General features: G+C 67.7%; 15 protein-coding genes. 14 read left to right on the top strand and 1 reads right to left on the bottom strand.

Annotation, left to right across the window (positions count from 1 at the left end):
• The first annotated feature begins 78 nt into the window (after positions 1-78).
• From TK90_RS10360 to TK90_RS10315, 11 genes are all read left to right on the top strand, one after another.
• The gene (locus TK90_RS10360) at positions 79-1110 is read left to right on the top strand and encodes an IS110 family transposase (protein ID WP_012983403.1); all 1032 of its coding nucleotides are present in this window, start codon (positions 79-81) and stop codon (positions 1108-1110) included.
• A gap of 453 nt (positions 1111-1563) precedes the next feature.
• Positions 1564-1722 carry a hypothetical protein gene (locus TK90_RS15270; protein WP_012983431.1) on the top strand — a complete coding sequence of 53 codons (159 nt, stop codon included), beginning with the start codon at positions 1564-1566 and terminating at the stop codon, positions 1720-1722.
• Positions 1719-2453: an ABC transporter ATP-binding protein gene (locus TK90_RS10355; RefSeq protein WP_012983430.1), complete on the top strand. Its 735-nt coding sequence runs from the start codon at positions 1719-1721 to the stop codon at positions 2451-2453. Before TK90_RS15270 ends, TK90_RS10355 begins: the two co-directional genes overlap by 4 nt.
• An 18-nt stretch (positions 2454-2471) precedes the next feature.
• The gene (locus tag TK90_RS10350; protein ID WP_012983429.1) at positions 2472-4832 is read left to right on the top strand and encodes an FtsX-like permease family protein; all 2361 of its coding nucleotides are present in this window, start codon (positions 2472-2474) and stop codon (positions 4830-4832) included.
• Positions 4833-5692: 860 nt separating this feature from the next.
• The gene (locus TK90_RS10345; RefSeq protein ID WP_017925784.1) at positions 5693-6886 is read left to right on the top strand and encodes an efflux RND transporter periplasmic adaptor subunit; all 1194 of its coding nucleotides are present in this window, start codon (positions 5693-5695) and stop codon (positions 6884-6886) included.
• Between the two features lie 9 nt (positions 6887-6895).
• Positions 6896-9409, top strand: a complete 2514-nt coding sequence (gene hrpB / locus TK90_RS10340; RefSeq protein ID WP_012983427.1) for an ATP-dependent helicase HrpB — start codon at positions 6896-6898, stop codon at positions 9407-9409.
• 564 nt (positions 9410-9973) lie between these two features.
• Entirely contained in the window at positions 9974-10195 is a 222-nt protein-coding gene (locus tag TK90_RS10335; RefSeq protein WP_012983426.1) for a hypothetical protein, read from the top strand.
• Positions 10196-10334: 139 nt separating this feature from the next.
• Complete coding sequence (locus TK90_RS10330; RefSeq protein WP_012983425.1) at positions 10335-11555, top strand: AI-2E family transporter; 1221 nt, start codon at positions 10335-10337, stop codon at positions 11553-11555.
• A gap of 12 nt (positions 11556-11567) precedes the next feature.
• On the top strand, positions 11568-11885 hold the full coding sequence (locus tag TK90_RS10325; RefSeq protein ID WP_012983424.1) for a YqjD family protein: 318 nt from the start codon (positions 11568-11570) through the stop codon (positions 11883-11885).
• 3 nt (positions 11886-11888) lie between these two features.
• A complete protein-coding gene (locus TK90_RS10320) occupies positions 11889-12302 on the top strand; it encodes a phage holin family protein (RefSeq protein WP_012983423.1) in 414 nt (137 codons plus the stop codon).
• Positions 12303-12305: 3 nt separating this feature from the next.
• Positions 12306-12608: a hypothetical protein gene (locus tag TK90_RS10315; RefSeq protein ID WP_012983422.1), complete on the top strand. Its 303-nt coding sequence runs from the start codon at positions 12306-12308 to the stop codon at positions 12606-12608.
• A 21-nt stretch (positions 12609-12629) separates the two neighbouring features.
• Here the strand turns inward: TK90_RS10315 and smpB are convergent, their stop codons facing one another.
• Entirely contained in the window at positions 12630-13109 is a 480-nt protein-coding gene (smpB, locus tag TK90_RS10310) for an SsrA-binding protein SmpB (RefSeq protein ID WP_012983421.1), read from the bottom strand.
• 232 nt (positions 13110-13341) lie between these two features.
• Between smpB and TK90_RS10305 the strand changes: the two genes are divergently transcribed.
• Genes TK90_RS10305 through TK90_RS10295 form a run of 3 tightly spaced genes read left to right on the top strand, consistent with a single transcriptional unit; the run spans position 13342 to position 15561 of the window.
• Complete coding sequence (locus tag TK90_RS10305; protein ID WP_012983420.1) at positions 13342-14700, top strand: sodium-dependent transporter; 1359 nt, start codon at positions 13342-13344, stop codon at positions 14698-14700.
• Complete coding sequence (locus tag TK90_RS10300) at positions 14700-15140, top strand: type II toxin-antitoxin system RatA family toxin (RefSeq protein ID WP_012983419.1); 441 nt, start codon at positions 14700-14702, stop codon at positions 15138-15140. Before TK90_RS10305 ends, TK90_RS10300 begins: the two co-directional genes overlap by 1 nt.
• Positions 15130-15561: an RnfH family protein gene (locus tag TK90_RS10295; protein ID WP_012983418.1), complete on the top strand. Its 432-nt coding sequence runs from the start codon at positions 15130-15132 to the stop codon at positions 15559-15561. Before TK90_RS10300 ends, TK90_RS10295 begins: the two co-directional genes overlap by 11 nt.
• The last annotated feature ends 14 nt before the right edge of the window (positions 15562-15575 follow it).

Genomic DNA, 15575 nt, shown 5'->3' with positions numbered 1-15575 from the left:
CGCCCCCGCCCTATTACGGCATCGCGATGTGCCAGAGTGGGGGTGTGAACTCTCACTCGAAGCGACGGAGGCGTCCAGATGCAGGTTACAACACTCGGCATTGATCTCGCGAAGAACGTGTTTCAGGTCCACGGCGTGGATGCGCAGGGCCGGAAGGTGTTTTCGAAGGCGATCACGCGGAAGAAGCTGCTTGCGTTCCTGGCGCAGCTGCCGGCGTGCCGGGTGGGCATGGAGGCCTGCGGGAGTGCCCATTACTGGGCCCGTGAGTTGCAGGCGTTGGGGCACGAGGTGCGGCTGATGGCGCCGCAGTTCGTGAAGCCCTACGTGAAGACGAACAAGAACGACCGGGCGGACGCCGAGGCGATCTGTGAGGCGGTGACCCGCCCGAACATGCGTTTCGTGCCGATCAAGACGCCCGACCAGCAGGCGGTACTGGCTTTGCACCGGGTGCGCGAGGGCCAGATCAAGGCGCGCACCGCGCAGGCCAACCAGTTGCGCGGCTTGCTGGCTGAGTTCGGGATCGTGGTGCCCCAGGGGATGACGACCCTGTTCCGCGAGCTCCCGGGGATCCTGGAGGACGCGGAGAACGGCTTGCCGGATCTGTTCCGCACGCTGCTGGCCGACCGGCTCGACGAGTTGCGGCGACTGGACCAGGCCGTGAAGGAACAGGAGCGCCAGATCCAGGCCTGGCATCGAAGTCATGCAGTCAGCCGGCGCCTGGCCGAGATCCCGGGGATCGGATCGATCAGCGCGACCGCCTTGGTCGCCGCGATCGGCAATGCCCGGCACTTCAAGAACGGTCGCCAGCTGGCCGCCTGGATGGGGCTGGTGCCCAAGCAGCACTCCAGTGGCGGCCAGTCGAACCTGCTGGGGATCAGCAAGCGCGGCGACCGCTACCTGCGCATGCTGCTGATCCACGGGGCGCGGTCCGCCCTGTTGGCGGATCAGCGCCGCGGCGAGGGCGGCGACCCTTGGCTCGAAGGGTTACGCCAGCGGCGCGGTTCCAACGTGGCCACCGTGGCCCTGGCCAACAAGAATGCCCGCACGGTCTGGGCCCTGATGGCCCATGACCGGACGTTTGACCCCGGCTTACGCGGCGCCGCCGCGTAAGCCTGAAAAAACGGAGAAGCGAACGCGTTATTACGTACCCAACCCTCGATTGCGCAAGCGATTGAGCATGATGGCAACGGGAGCGATCCCGGTGGGGGCCAGTCCGATCATTGCGAAGCACCTCGAGTGCGCGACCTCGCTGGGACCCTCCACCCGCGGAATCCATCCGGGACCGTGGCGAATGAAAGCCGCACACGCAGTCCGAATGTACGGGAGCAATCGTCGCCCCGAAACCATCTACTCAAACGCTTGGCAAACCGGGGGCGTCCATGTACGCAATGACGAGGTCGAACACGCCGTAAAAAGTCGTCATTGCGAGGCCCCGCAGGGGCCGTGGCAATCGGGTGAAGCTGGCTGTGCGGCGGGCTCGGGTGGTTCTGGGCGGCGATCGCCACGTTGTGCCAGGGGCTTTGTGGCAGCATGGGGCTATTCCCGCGACCGAGAGTGCGATTGATGAATCCGCGCGTACTGATTCCGATCCTGATTATTCTGCTGTTGCTGCTGAGCCTGTGGTCCATGAGCCTGGACGGCGAAGGCGGCATCCTTCCAAGCGCGCCCGAGCCGGGGGCCTCGGCGCCGCCGACCACGCACGTGGTGGCCGCACCCGCATGAGCGCGTCCCCGGCCCCCGCGGCCACGCGGGAGGTGATCTTTCGCGCGGCGGGGGTGACCAAGGTCTACCGCATGGGCGAGGTGACCATCCATGCCCTGCGCGGGGTGGATCTGGAGCTCTACACCGGCGAGCTGGTGGTGATGCTGGGGGCCTCGGGCTCCGGCAAGTCGACGCTGCTGAATATCATGGGCGGGCTGGATACCGCGTCCGAGGGCGAGGTGCGCTACCGCGACCAGGACCTGGCGCAGGCCTCCGAGCGCACGCTGACGGCCTTTCGTCGCGACCATGTCGGCTTCGTGTTCCAGTTCTACAACCTGATCGCCAGCCTGACCGCGCGCGAGAACGTGGCGATTGTCACCGAGATCTCGCGCGACCCGATGCCACCGGAGGAGGCGCTCGCGCTGGTCGGGCTGGAGGACCGCATGGACCATTTCCCCTCGCAGCTCTCCGGCGGCGAGCAGCAGCGGGTGGCCATCGCCCGCGCGATCGCCAAGCAGCCGGCGGTGTTGCTGTGTGACGAGCCGACCGGCGCGCTGGATTCGAAGACCGGTATTCGCGTGCTGGAAGTGCTGCAGCACATCAATGAACGCCTGGATACGACGGTGGCGATCATTACCCACAATGCGGTGATCGGCGAGATGGCCGATCGCGTGATCCACCTGAGCGACGGTCGCGTGAGCGAGATCCATGAGAATGCCACTCGCCAGTCTCCCTCCTCGCTGCACTGGTAGCAGCACCGACCGCGTCTCATGCGCGCCCTGAACCGCAAGATCCTGCGTGACCTTGGCCACCTGAAGGGGCAGGCGGCCGCGATCGCGCTGGTGATCGCCAGCGGCGTGATGACGCTGGTGATCGCGGTCACCAGCCTCGACGCCCTGACCATCACCAAGGAACGCTTCTACTCCGAATATCAGTTTGCCGACGTCTTCGCGGATATCACGCGCGCGCCGGAGAGTGCGGTGGAGCGCTTTCGCGATGCGCCAGGCATCAACCAGATCGAGACCCGCGTACAGGCCCCGGTGCGTCTGGAGGTCGCCGGCTTCGACGACCCGATCCGGGGCACTATGCTCTCCCTGCCGGACGGGGGTGAGCCGCTGCTGAACCGGCTCTACCTGCGCGAGGGCCGGCTGCCCGAGCCCGGGCGCGAGCGCGAGGTGGTCGTCAGCGAGGCCTTCGCCGAGGCGCACGGACTGGGCAGCGGGGATACCCTGCGCGCGATCATCGACGGCCGCCTGACCGACCTGCAGATCAGCGGCATCGCGCTGTCGCCGGAGTTCGTCTACCAGATCAGCCCCACCGACCTGCTGCCGGACTACGAGCGCTACGGCATCCTGTGGATGAACCGCCGCGCGCTGGCCGCCGCCTACGGCATGGAAGGGGCGTTCAACTCCGTCGCCGTGAGTCTGGAAGCGGGCGCCGACCCGGAGCCCGTAATCGAGGCAATGGACCGCGCGCTGGCCCGCTACGGTGGCCTGGGCGCCTACGGGCGCGAGGACCAGTTCTCGCACCGTTTCCTGTCCGAGGAGCTGACCCAGTTGCGCGCCCAGGCGGCGATCCTCCCCACCATCTTCCTGGCGGTTGCGGCGTTTCTGCTGAACGTCGTGGTCGGGCGCATCATCCGCTCGCAGCGCGAGCCGATCGCGGTGCTCAAGGCCTTTGGCTACGGCAACGGCGCGATTGCCGCGCACTACGGCCTGCTGACCGGGGGCATCGTGCTGGCGGGTTGCGTGCTGGGGCTCGCGTTCGGGGCCTGGGCCGCGCAGGGCCTGGCCGGCATCTATGCCGAGTACTTCCGCTTCCCGGAGATGAGCTTTCGCCTGCAGCCCTGGGTGATGGTGCTGGCGGTGGCCGTGGCGATGGGCGCGGCGATGCTCGGCACCTTCCGCGCGGTCTGGCAGGCGGTGCGCATGGCCCCGGCCGAGGCCATGCGTCCACCGGCGCCGGAGCGTTTTCATCGCGGCTGGCTGGAGCGCTCGGCGGCCTGGCGGGCAATCGACCAGCCGACCCGGATCATCCTGCGCAACCTGGCGCGCCACCGGCTCAAGTCCCTGCTGTCGGTGATCGGCATCGGCCTGTCCGGCGGGCTGCTGCTGATGGGCGCCTACCAGCTGAACGCGGTAGATCAGATGCTGGACACCCAGTACGGGCAGGTCCTGCAGATGGACATCGATCTGCAGTTCACCGATCCCGTGCCGGCGCGCGCGGCCGGCGAGCTGCGCCACGAGCCGGGCGTGCTGGCGGTGGAGACCTTCCGCGCGGTGCCGGTGCGGCTGGTTGGGGTGAACCGCGAGGAGCGCGTGCGCCTGCTGGGGCTGGACGCCGCGCCGCGCCTGCGGCAGCTGCCGATGGCGGGCGGGCGCGGCCGGCTGCCCGAGGAGGGCATCCTGCTGACCGACTACCTGGCCGAACAGCTCGGGCTGCGCGTGGGCGACCCGGTGGAGGTGGAGATCCTGGAGGGCCGCCGCCGCACCGTCACGGTGCCGCTGGCCGGCGTGGTGGAGGAGCCGATCGGCGTCGGCGCCTACATGTACCGCCCGGCGCTGAATCGCCTGATCGGCGAGGGGCCGGCCGTCTCCGGGGCCTGGCTGCTGACCGACCGCGCACAGGAGGAGGCTCTGTTCCGCAGCCTGTCCGATCGCCCGCGGGTCGCCAGCGTCGGTCTGATCGCGGAGGCCGAGCGCAACATCCGCGAGTACATCGGCGAGACCATCATCGTGTTCGCGCTGGTATTCGTTGCACTGGCGGTATCCATTGCCTTCGCCGTGACTTACAACAATGCGCGCATCACCTATGCCGAGCGCGCCCGTGACCTGGCCACGCTGGAGGTGCTCGGCTATTCGCGCGGCCAGGTGAGCTGGATCCTGCTGGGCGAGATCGCGGTGCTCACCTTCGCCGCGATCCCGGTCGCCTGGCTGACCGGCACCGGGTTCGCCTGGCTGCTGAACCAGGCCTTCGCGATGGACCTGATGCGCGTGCCATTTGTGATTACGTCACAGGCCTACGGCTTCGCCGCGCTGGGCATCCTGGTCGCGGCCGGCCTGACCGCCTTCCTCGCCTGGCGGCGCCTGCAGCAGCTCGACCGCGTGCAGGCCCTGAAGGCGGCGGAGTAGTCCTCAGCAGCCTTTGGGGGCTTCGGCTGGCCGCCTGCCTTGTTGTGGCTGGCCCTGGTTCTGCATCCGGTGTTTACGTGCCTCCGGGCCACATACTGCCGAGGACTGACTCGCCAGCGCGCCCCGAGGTACTTTCTTGCTTGCCCAAGAAAGTACCCGTCGAGGCGCACCCGGATTCCGCCCGGGAACCTTGCTCCAGGGCTCTCGGGCCGGCGGCGCTGAACTCGCTACGCTGCGCTTCGCTCAGACATCCAGCGCCTTCTCCCGGCCCGAGAACCCTTCCGCAAGGGGCTCCATACGGGAGGCGAAGGTCAAAACCGAACGTGTCCCCACGTTTGCGCTTAACCATAGGCATCACCGCCTGAAAGCCCCCGGCGCCCGCTTGCGGGCGCGGCACGCTATGGCCAAAGGCCGAGTGTGCCCAGATGCCGGAAGACCTAGCCATCCCCCACTGGCAAGACCATCGGGACGGCCGTTGTCTTGACCTTGCCCCCCGTTGTCGTCGCGCCGAGTGGAGAGGGTTTTCGCGGGAAGAGAGGCGCTGACTGTCTGAGCGAAGCGAGTTTCAGCGCCGCCCGCGAAAACCCTCGGAGCGAGGGAAACCCCGGCCCGCGCAGCGGGCCGGGGTCGCGGCAGTCGGGCGTGTTTCTTGGGTACTTCTTTGCACGAGCAAAGAAGTACCTCGCGGTGCGCTCGCGAGTGAGCGCTTGGCAGTCGGTGGACCGAAGCCACCGTAAACACCGGAGGATGAACCAGGACCAGCCACAAGTCGGCTAGTAATCGAGGGTGGCACCTTGTATATCGGCGTGCCGGGCGATGAGGGGGAAGCGCCGGATGGCGGGATTTGCGAGACTGAGCCTATGGCGATGAAAAAGCGAATCACGGTTGGGTTGATCGTGCTGGCGGGGGTGGCCGCGCTGGTGTGGGCGCTGCGCCCGCAGCCGGTGCCGGTATCGCTGACCACGGTCGAGGCCGGCCCGTTCGAGGAGACCGTGCGCGAGGAAGGCCGCACGCGGCTGCGCGACACCTTTACCGTTTCGGCACCGATCGCGGGCTTCCTGCATCGCGTGCAGCTGGAGGAGGGCGACGCGGTCGAGCTTGGCGACACGCTGTTCCGCATGGAACCGCTGCCGACCCCGGCGCTGGATGTGCGTTCGCGCGAGCAGGCGCGCGAGAACCTCGCCGCCGCGCGGTCGCGCCTGCAAAGCGCCGAGGCGAATCTCGAGAACCTGCGGGCGGAGGCCCGCTTCGCCGAGTCCGAGTATCGCCGGCACCAGGAGCTGTTCGAGCGCGGGGCGGTGTCGGCCACCGAGGTGGAGCGTATGGAGACCGCGCGCGACCGCGCACGTTCGGCGGTGCGGGCCGGCGAATCCGCGGTGGAGGTCGCGCGCAGCGAAATTGAGGGTGCGCGAATCGTGCTGGAAATTGCCAGCGGCCAGATGCCCGAGTCCGAGACCGAGACCCTGTCCGTACGCTCGCCGGTCTCGGGCGTGGTGCTGGAGCGTTATCGCTGCTGCGAGGGCACGATCGGGGCCGGCGAGGCGGTGCTGGTCGTGGGCGATCTCGATGACCTGGAGGTGCAGGTGGACCTGCTGTCGATGGACGCGGTGCGCGTGGTGCCGGGCATGCGCGTGCGCCTGACCGACTGGGGCCGCGATGCCGAGCTGGAAGGCACCGTACGCCGGGTGCAGCCGTTCGGCTTCACCAGGATCTCCGCGCTGGGCGTGGACGAGCAGCGCGTACCGGTGATCCTCGACCTCGACGCGGTGGAGGCGCGCATGGCCGGGCTGGCGGTGGGCTACCGCGTGGAGGCCGAGTTCCTGCTGTGGGAAGGAGATGAGGTACTGCAGGTTCCGACCAGCGCGCTGTTCCGCGACCGCGGTGAGTGGTCGGTGTTCGTGGTCGAGAACGGCCGTGCCGAGCCACGCCGGGTCGAAGTGGGGCGGCGCTCGGGCTTCGCCACGCAGATCCTCGAGGGCCTGGAGGCGGGCGAGCGTGTGGTCACCCGCCCGGGGGATCGTGTGCAGGCGGGTACGCGTGTGGTCGAGAACTGACCGCAGTAGATGAGTAAAGATCCGAGCGAGGCGCCGCAGGCCCGGGCGCTGGAAGATCTCCTGAATCCCCTGGATGCTGCGCTGGAATCGCGCGGTGCCGCTGTGCTGGTGGCCGAGCCCGGTGCCGGCAAGACCACCCGCGTCCCGCTGCATCTGGCCGCCTGCAACCGCGAGGACCGCGTGATCGTGCTGCAGCCGCGCCGGCTGGCCGCGCGCATGGCGGCGACCTATATGGCGGGGCAGCTGGGCGAATCGGCCGGGCAGACGGTCGGCTACCGCGTGCGCGACGAGCAGAAGGTCTCCGAGCGCACCCGGGTGGAGCTGGTGACCGATGGCCTGTTCCTGCGGCGCATCCAGGGCGACCCGCTGCTGGAAGGGGTTGGTACGGTGGTCTTCGACGAATTCCATCTGCGCCGGCCGGAGGCCGAGCTGGCGCTGGCCTTTGCCCTGCAGGTGCGTCGGCTGCTGCGCCCGGAGCTGCGCATCGTGGTGATGTCGGCGACCCTCGACGACGAGGCCGTGGCCCGGCTGCTGGCCGGCCCGGAGGCAGATGCCGTTGCGGTGCTGCGCGCCCGTGGGCGGCAGTTCCCGGTCGAGGTCCGTTATGCCCCAACGGCGAAGGATGCGCCGCTGGCCGACGGTGTGGCACAGGCGGTTCGGGACGCGCTGGCGGTGGAGCCGGGCTCGATCCTGGTCTTCCTGCCCGGCGAGCGCGAGATCCGCGAAGTGGCCGCGCGCCTGGGCGAGGGGGTGGACACGCCTGCCGGCCCCGCGCGTATCGCACCGCTGTTCGGCCGGCTATCGGCCCAGGAGCAGGCCCGGGCCGTGCGCCCGGCGCCGGCGGGCGAGCGCAAGGTGGTGCTGGCGACCGATATCGCCGAGACCAGCCTGACCATCGAGGGCGTGCGCGTGGTGATCGACACGGGGCTTTCCCGCGAGCCGCGCTTCGATGCCGCGACCGGGCTCTCGCGACTGGTGACGCGGCCGGCCTCGAAGGCTGCCGCCGAGCAGCGGGCCGGGCGCGCCGGGCGCACTGAGTCAGGGGTGGCGATCCGCCTGTGGTCGCGGGCCGACGAGGTCGCGCGCCCGGACTATGCCACCCCGGGGATGCAGCAGGTGGACCTGCTGCCGCTGGCCCTGGAACTGGCCGGTTGGGGCGAGGCGGTGGCCGAGCTGGACTGGCTGGAGCCGCCGCCCGCGCAGGGCCTGGCCTCCGCACAGGCGGTCCTTGCGGAGCTGGGCGCGGTGGATGCCGACGGGCGGGTGACCGGGCACGGGCAGGCCCTGCTGCGCCTGCCGGCCCACCCGCGTCTGGCGCATATGCTGTTGCGGGGCCGGGAGCGGGGGCTGGCGCGCCTGGCCTGCGAACTGGCGGTAGCCGTGGAAGAACCCGGCGTGGCCGGGCCGGAGCCACCGCTGGAGCTGGGCGCGCGCCTGGAGCGCGCGCGCCGCTCGGGTGGCCGGGCCTGGCCATCCGGTCTGCGGCGTCTGGAGCAGGCGCTGGCACGCGTCGGGGGCCGCCCCGTTGGCACGGAAGCAGTGCTGGACGAAAGTTCGGCGCTGGGCGTGCTGGCGGCGCTGGCCTGGCCGGAGCGCATCGCGCGGCGTCGCGGCGAGGCGGCCGGGCGCTTTGTGATGGGGAACGGTCGCGGCGCGTGGCTGCCGGAACGCGAGCGTCTGGCGCATACCGACTACCTGGTCGCGGTGGACTGCACGGATGCCGACCGCGAGGCGCGCATCCGCTGTGCGGTGGCGCTGGATCTGGCCGCACTGGAGCAGGAGGCCCCGGAACTCTTCCATCGCGAGACGCGCTGCGACTGGGTGGAGGATGGCGCACGGCTGGAGAACGCGCGGGTCCGGCGGATCGGCACGCTGGTGGTGGAGCGGCAGATGGTCGCGCTGGACGACCCCGCCGCCACCATCCCGCGCTGGTGCGAACGGCTGCGCCGCGAGGGCCTTGCGCTGCTGCCCTGGGATGACACCGCGACCCAGCTGCGCGCGCGCATCCAGCTGTTGCACGAGGCGATGCCCGAGGGCGGCTTTCCGGATCTGCGCGACACCGCGCTGCTGAGGGCCCTTGAGGACTGGTTGGGGCCGTATCTGGCCGGGATCACACGGCGTCGGGATCTGGAGCGGCTGGACCTCGCAGCGATCCTGCGCGCGCGGCTGGACTGGGATCACCAGCAGCAACTGGAGCGGGAGGCGCCGGCGCGGATCGAGGTCCCCTCTGGTTCCGCCCATCGCATTGATTACACGCAGGACCCCCCGGTGCTGGCGGTGAAGCTGCAGGAGCTGTTCGGCCTGGGCGAGACACCCCGGGTAGCGGGCGGCCGCATGGCGCTGGTGCTGCACCTGCTGTCGCCGGCGCGGCGCCCGGTGCAGGTCACCCAGGATCTGAAGAGCTTCTGGGAGAACGGCTATCCCGACGTGCGCCGCGAGCTCAAGGGGCGCTATCCAAAACACCCCTGGCCGGAGGATCCATGGAATGCGCCGGCCACGCGGCATACGAAGCGGCGCGGGTAGGCAGGGTCGGGGCTGGCAGGGGCTTCGCCTGCAAGCAGGCTCCCACAGGGACCCGGGCAATACGGGACGCCGTTTATTAGCTTCTGTGTCGTCATCCCGGAAACCGCAGAGCGGTTATCCGGGATCTCGGGCGTTAGGGTAGTGCATGGCCATGGAGATCCCGGCTCGTCGCTGTGCTGTGGCAGGGATGGCGAAGTGGGGTGCTGCGGTGGGATGACGATGCGGCGGGTGGCGTTCTCGGGTAGTGTCGCGTTCAGCGACTCCCCTAGGGAAACACTGATCGATGTGCACACTCGCGTTGGTACCCCAGGTTTTCCGAGACAAGGCGCGGCGTGCAGCGGGTAGTGGTTCTAGCCGCAAGCGGTGCAACGCAGGATCGCGGAACCTGGGGTACCAACCCCGAAGGGGCTCGGCCGCTTTTGCGCGGGAACGGCGTTGCGGCTCCCTTGTGCAGAATGACTGCACGGCAGTCGCCGCGCATTAAACGCACGCAAAAGCGACTCGAGCGCGAGCGTGTACATTGATCAGTGTTTCCCTCAGTCCCGTGCGAGGAAATGAACCGCGATGCTGAAGTTCCTGACCGTTGTCCTGATCCTGCTGTTTGTCTGGTGGCGGGTATCGCGCTGGCTGGAGGTGCGGCGCCGGCGAGCACGCGGCGAGGATGTCTCCTACGAGGTGCGGGTGAAGGGCTTTCGCCCGATCACCATCCTCAGCATCATTTTCCTGATTCTCTACGGGGGCTACGTGATCTGGTTTGCCCTGACGGAGTGGGCGGACTTGTTCTAGGGATTGAATAGCGTCCCTCTGGCGCGGGCCAGGGTCGAGCGCCATATTTTTGTGACGCAGTGCCTGAAACGGTGGTGCGCACCGTGGCAGATCATGGCCGGGTGGTTACGGTCGAACGATCCCCTCATGCGAGCCCTGCGTGGAAAACCAGCCGCAATCGAATATCGAATTCAGCGCCTTCGAGCGGACATTGTTCCGCTATGTCGCCGTGCTCGCCGCCTTCATGGTGTTGACCGGGCTGGTGGCCCTGCTGGTCTGGTTGCTGGGGCAGGTGGTGTCGTTTTTCTACGCGCTGCTCTTGCCGTTGTCAGTGGCCGGGGTGCTGAGCCTGATCCTCTACCCGGTGGTGCGCTGGCTGCAGCGGATTGCGGGATTCTCACGGATGGGGGCGGTGAGCTCGCTGTTCGGTGTGGTGTTGATCGCCTTGGTGGTCGTCTCGGTACTGGTGGTGCCTACGGCGAGCCATCAGGTTCAGGAGTTCATCAAGGGTGCCCCGGAGCTGGCGGAGAATGCCTACGAGTCATTCTCGCGCAATTTCCCTAACGCCACCGAGCGCGTGGCCTCGATGCTGGAAGAACTGGACCTCCAGAGCATCATGCCGAACCTGGAAGGCGTGGGTTCGCAACTGATGCACTACGTGACGGTGGTCGTCGGGCTGGCCTTTGTGCCCTTGTATCTGTTCTTTGCGTTGCTGTCCGGGGAACGCCTGAAGGAGGGTGGGCGCGAGGTTCTGTCGGTCTTTCGGCCCCAGACCCAGCGTGAGTTGATGTTCCTGGGTCGCCTGTTTGTCGGCTACGTGACGGCGTTTTTCCAGGGGCAGGTGGTGATCGCCCTGATCATGGGGGTTCTGCTGGCCGTCGGGTTTTCGTTGATCGGCCTGCAGGCGGCGATCCTGTTCGGGTTGATGCTGGGGTTTCTCAATATCGTGCCCTATCTGGGGACGATCGTCGGCTTGACGCTGGCTCTGCCGGTGGCCTATCTCCAGCCTGAGGGCGGCGGACTGACGCTGGTCGCGCTGGTGCTTGTGGTGTTTGCCGTGGTGCAGCTGATCGAGAGCTGGCTGCTGACGCCGAAGATCATGGCGGATCGCTCCGGGCTGCATCCGGCGATTGTCGTGATCTCGATCTTCTTCTGGGGGACGGCGCTGGGCGGCATTATCGGCATGATCCTGGCGGTGCCGTTGTCGGCGTTTGTGGCCAGCCTCTGGAAGCACTTCAGGGTCAAGTGGAGTACGGCCTTGGTGGATACCTCGGAGGTGATTGAGGAAGACCCGGAAATCCTGACGGGGTTGAGTGATTTCGAAGACCCTGCAACCAATTCCGCGGGGGAGGGGTCGGAAGATGATCCAGGCCCGCGATAAGGAGTGCGTGTAATGGCAACGACGAAAAGCAGCAGTGCGAAGAAGCAGGACGAAGCGGAACACGAGGCCTCCACGACCGAGCGCGTGGCGGCCCAGGCCCACGAGGCCGTGGACCGCGTGGCGGAACATGCCGGCACGGCCGAGGAACGCATCCGCGAGGGCCTCTCGCATGCGGATGAAGAGGTTCGCGAGAGGGCGGAGAAGGCGCGTCAGAGTTCCGAGGACGTCCTGCGCGTGGTCGGCAACTATGTGCGCGACAACCCGCTGACGGCGATCGGCCTGGCCTTTGTGGCGGGGACCCTGTTCTCGGCCTTGACTCGCCGCAAGTAAGTCATGGCGGCGCAGGATGACGGACCGGCGCGCGAGCGATCGGATTCCGATACCGCCGACCCCGGGGACGTGATGCAGGACCTCGGCCGCATCCTGGGAGATTCGCGCGAGTTGTTGGGGACCGAGACCCGGCAACTGGTGCGCAATGCGGTGGGGGTTATCGTGTTCGCGGTGGTGCTGGGGCTGCTGCTGGTCACGGTGTGGCTGGCGCTGGTCGCGGCGGTGGTAATGCTGCTGCAGGCCTACGCGGGCGTGTCGCCGGCGTTGTCGCTGGTGATCGTGGCGGCGCTGACCGGCGTGCTGGCATGGCTGGTTGCCCGCGGGATCGGCCGGCTGCTGCACGGCATGACCTACCCGGAGACACGCGCCCTGGTGCGGAATCTGGTCGCACGGCCCGAGAGCCGGGATACCGAGTAGCCCATGGCTGGCACCTGGCTGGGCCTGCGGGGCCATGCTCGCGAACTGCGCCTGCGGCTGCAGGGCGAGGTCGACGAACTGCGTGACGATGTGCGTGCGACCGGCTGGTGGCGCGCGTTACAGCGTCTGGGTTCGCCGGAGATGGTTCCCAGGGCGTTCCTGCTGGGGTTTGCGGTCGATCAGCTGCGCGGGCTGCGCCTGCTGCGGCCTGTGAAGGCACTGACGGCGGGTGTGCTGGCGGTGACCAAGATGGGCTGGCTGACCCGCCACTGGTGGAGGAAGGGGCAGGCCCAACCGCCGGAGTGATGCCACGCCTCGATTGCTTCCTCAGCCGCTTTTGAGGATGCGCGCGCGTTCGCGCTGCCAGTCCTTGTCCTTCTTGGCCGCGCGCTTGTCGTAATCCTTCTTGCCCTTGGCCAGCCCGATCTCCAGTTTGGCGCGGCCGCGTTTCCAGTACAGGGCCATGGGGACCAGGGTATAACCCTTGCGCTCCACCGCACCGATCAGACGGTTGATCTCCGAGCGGTGCAGCAGCAGCTTGCGCGTGCGACTCGGGTCCGGGTTGATATGGGTAGAGGCGGTGGGCAGTGGGGTGATGTGGGCCCCGAACAGGAACGCCTCGCCCTTGCGCAGAAGCACGTACGCCTCGCTGAGCTGGGCGCGCCCGGCGCGCATCGACTTGACTTCCCAGCCCTGCAGTTCCAGCCCCGCCTCCAGGCGGTCCTCGATAAAGAAATCGTGGCGCGCCTTGCGGTTCAGCGCGATGGTGTTGGAACCGGCGTCCTTTTTCTTGTTTGGCTTTCCCATGGCCCGCGCAGTGTACTGCACGCGCGGGGCGAAAGCCGAGGAAACACGCACGAACGTACAGGATCGCGCGCGTCGCGGGTCGGCGTTTGCCGCGCACAGTTGAGCCCGCGGGAAGCCTGCCCCACAATTCCGGGCGACTCGAAGCCCTGCTTGTGCCGCCATGTGCCGTTGACCGTGCATCGATCTGGCCGCGCCGAGCGATGGAACGGGTACCACCAACAAGGAGCCGCTGATGCCTGCCACGACTTCCATCCACGGTCAGTGGACGACCCGCCTGGCCTTTATTCTTGCGGCCACCGGATCGGCTGTCGGACTCGGCAACATCTGGCGTTTTCCCTATATCGCCGGTGATAACGGGGGCGGGGCCTTTGTGCTGGTCTACCTCGGCTGCATCCTGCTGATCGGCCTGCCGGTGATGATGGCGGAGATCCTGCTGGGGCGGCGCGGCCGCCAGAGCCCGATCAACACGATGGTGACGCTGGCGCGCGAGGAGGGCCTGAGCCGTGGCTGGGGCATGGTTGGGTGGATCGGAGTGCTCGCCGGGTTCCTGATCCTGTCGTTCTACAGCGTGGTGGCCGGCTGGTCGCTGTCCTACGTGTTCAAGTCTGGCAGTGGCGGCTTCATGGGCCTGGATGCGGATGGCTCGGAGGCCATGTTTGATGGCCTGCTCTCCAATCCCGAGGCCCTGCTGGCCTGGCATACGATCTTCATGGTGATGACCGCGATGGTGGTCGCACGCGGGGTGCAGTCCGGTCTGGAGAAGGCCGTGACCATCCTGATGCCGCTGCTGTTCGTGATGCTGGTGGTGATGGTCGGCTACGCAATGGTGGAAGGGCGCTTTATCGCGGGGCTGGAGTTCCTGCTGTATCCGGACTTCTCGGCGCTGACGGCCAACGCGGTGCTATTGGCGATGGGGCAGGCGTTCTTCACGCTGAGCCTCGGCATGGGCGCGATCATGATCTACGGCAGCTATCTGCAGAGCGAGGCCTCGATCGCACGGACCTCGGCGGCCGTGGTGGGGGCCGACACCCTGGTGGCGATCATGGCCGGGCTGGCGATCTTCCCGATCGTGCTGGGGGCGGGGCTCTCGCCGGAGCAGGGGCCGGGGCTGATCTTCGTCACGCTGCCGCTGTCGTTCGCGGAGATGCCGGGCGGGCTCTACTTCGGGACGATGTTCTTTGTGCTGCTGGTGTTCGCGGCCTGGACGTCGTCGATCTCCATCATCGAGCCGGCGGTCGCCTATCTGGTGGAGAATGTCGGCATGACGCGCGTGGCCGCGAGCGCCAGCATTGCCATCGCCGCCTGGCTGCTGGGGATCGGGGCCTTGCTGTCGCTGAACGTCTGGTCGGATTACACCCTGTTCAACATGGGGATCCTGGACCTGCTGGACTACGTGACTGCTAACATCCTGCTCCCGCTGGGCGGGTTTCTGATCGCGGTATTTGTGGGCTGGCGCATGACCGAGCGCTCGGTCCAGTCCGAGCTGCGCATGAAACTCGGGGGTCTGTACCAGGTCTGGTATTTCCTGGTGCGCTTCGTGGCCCCGATTGCCATTCTGTTTGTGTTCCTGCGCGCGGTGGAGCTTATTTGATGTCCTCGACAGTCCGGCGCTCGGCGGAGGTCCCGTACTCCCGCGAGCAGATGTTCGACCTTGTCAATGACGTGGATTCCTACTCGGAATTTCTGCCGGGTTGCCGCAGCTCGCGTGCGCGCATGCGCGGAGAGGATGAGGTGGAGGGGACCATCGAGATGGCCAAGGGCGCCCTGCACAAGTCGTTCACGACGCGCAATCGCGTGCAGCGCCCCGAGCGCATCGACATTCGTCTGGCGGACGGACCGTTTCGTCGCCTGCACGGCACCTGGAGTTTCACCGAGCTGGACAATGGCCAGACGCGCATCGCGCTGGAGCTGGAATTCGAGTTTGCCAGCCGCCTGATGTCGTTCGCGATCGGACCGATCTTCCACCAGCTGGCCAACTCCTTTGTCGACGCCTTTGTGCGGCGCGCGCGCGAGGTCTACGGTGTCCGATGATCGGGAGGCCGTCAGCTCGGAGGCGGGGGACGGGACAATCCGTATCGAGGTCGCCTATGCGCGCCCCGACCGCCAGGTGATCCTGCCCTTGGTCGTGCCCGAAGGCACGACCGTGGACGCGGCCCTGCGCCAGTCGGAGATCGACGCGCAGTTTCCCGAGATCGATCTGGACAACGCCAAGGTGGGGATCTTCGGCAAGCTCACCCGACGCGACACGGTGTTGCGCCCGAAGGATCGCATCGAGATCTATCGGCCGTTGATCGCCGATCCGAAAGAGGTGCGTCGTCAACGGGCCGGCAAGAACCGGAAGAAGCCCGGCAAGGGGGACGCGCAGAAGGCGGGCGATCAGGCGTCCGCAAAGCCCGCGGGCGAAAAGCCGGAGGGCGGGGCCGGGAGCGGGAAGGATTCGGCCGGCGATTGAGCCGGCCGGTCGCG

Source organism: Thioalkalivibrio sp. K90mix (assembly GCF_000025545.1).
In the GTDB taxonomy this organism is placed as follows: Bacteria; Pseudomonadota; Gammaproteobacteria; order Ectothiorhodospirales; family Ectothiorhodospiraceae; genus Thioalkalivibrio.
This window is presented reverse-complemented; position numbering and strand designations above follow the sequence as displayed.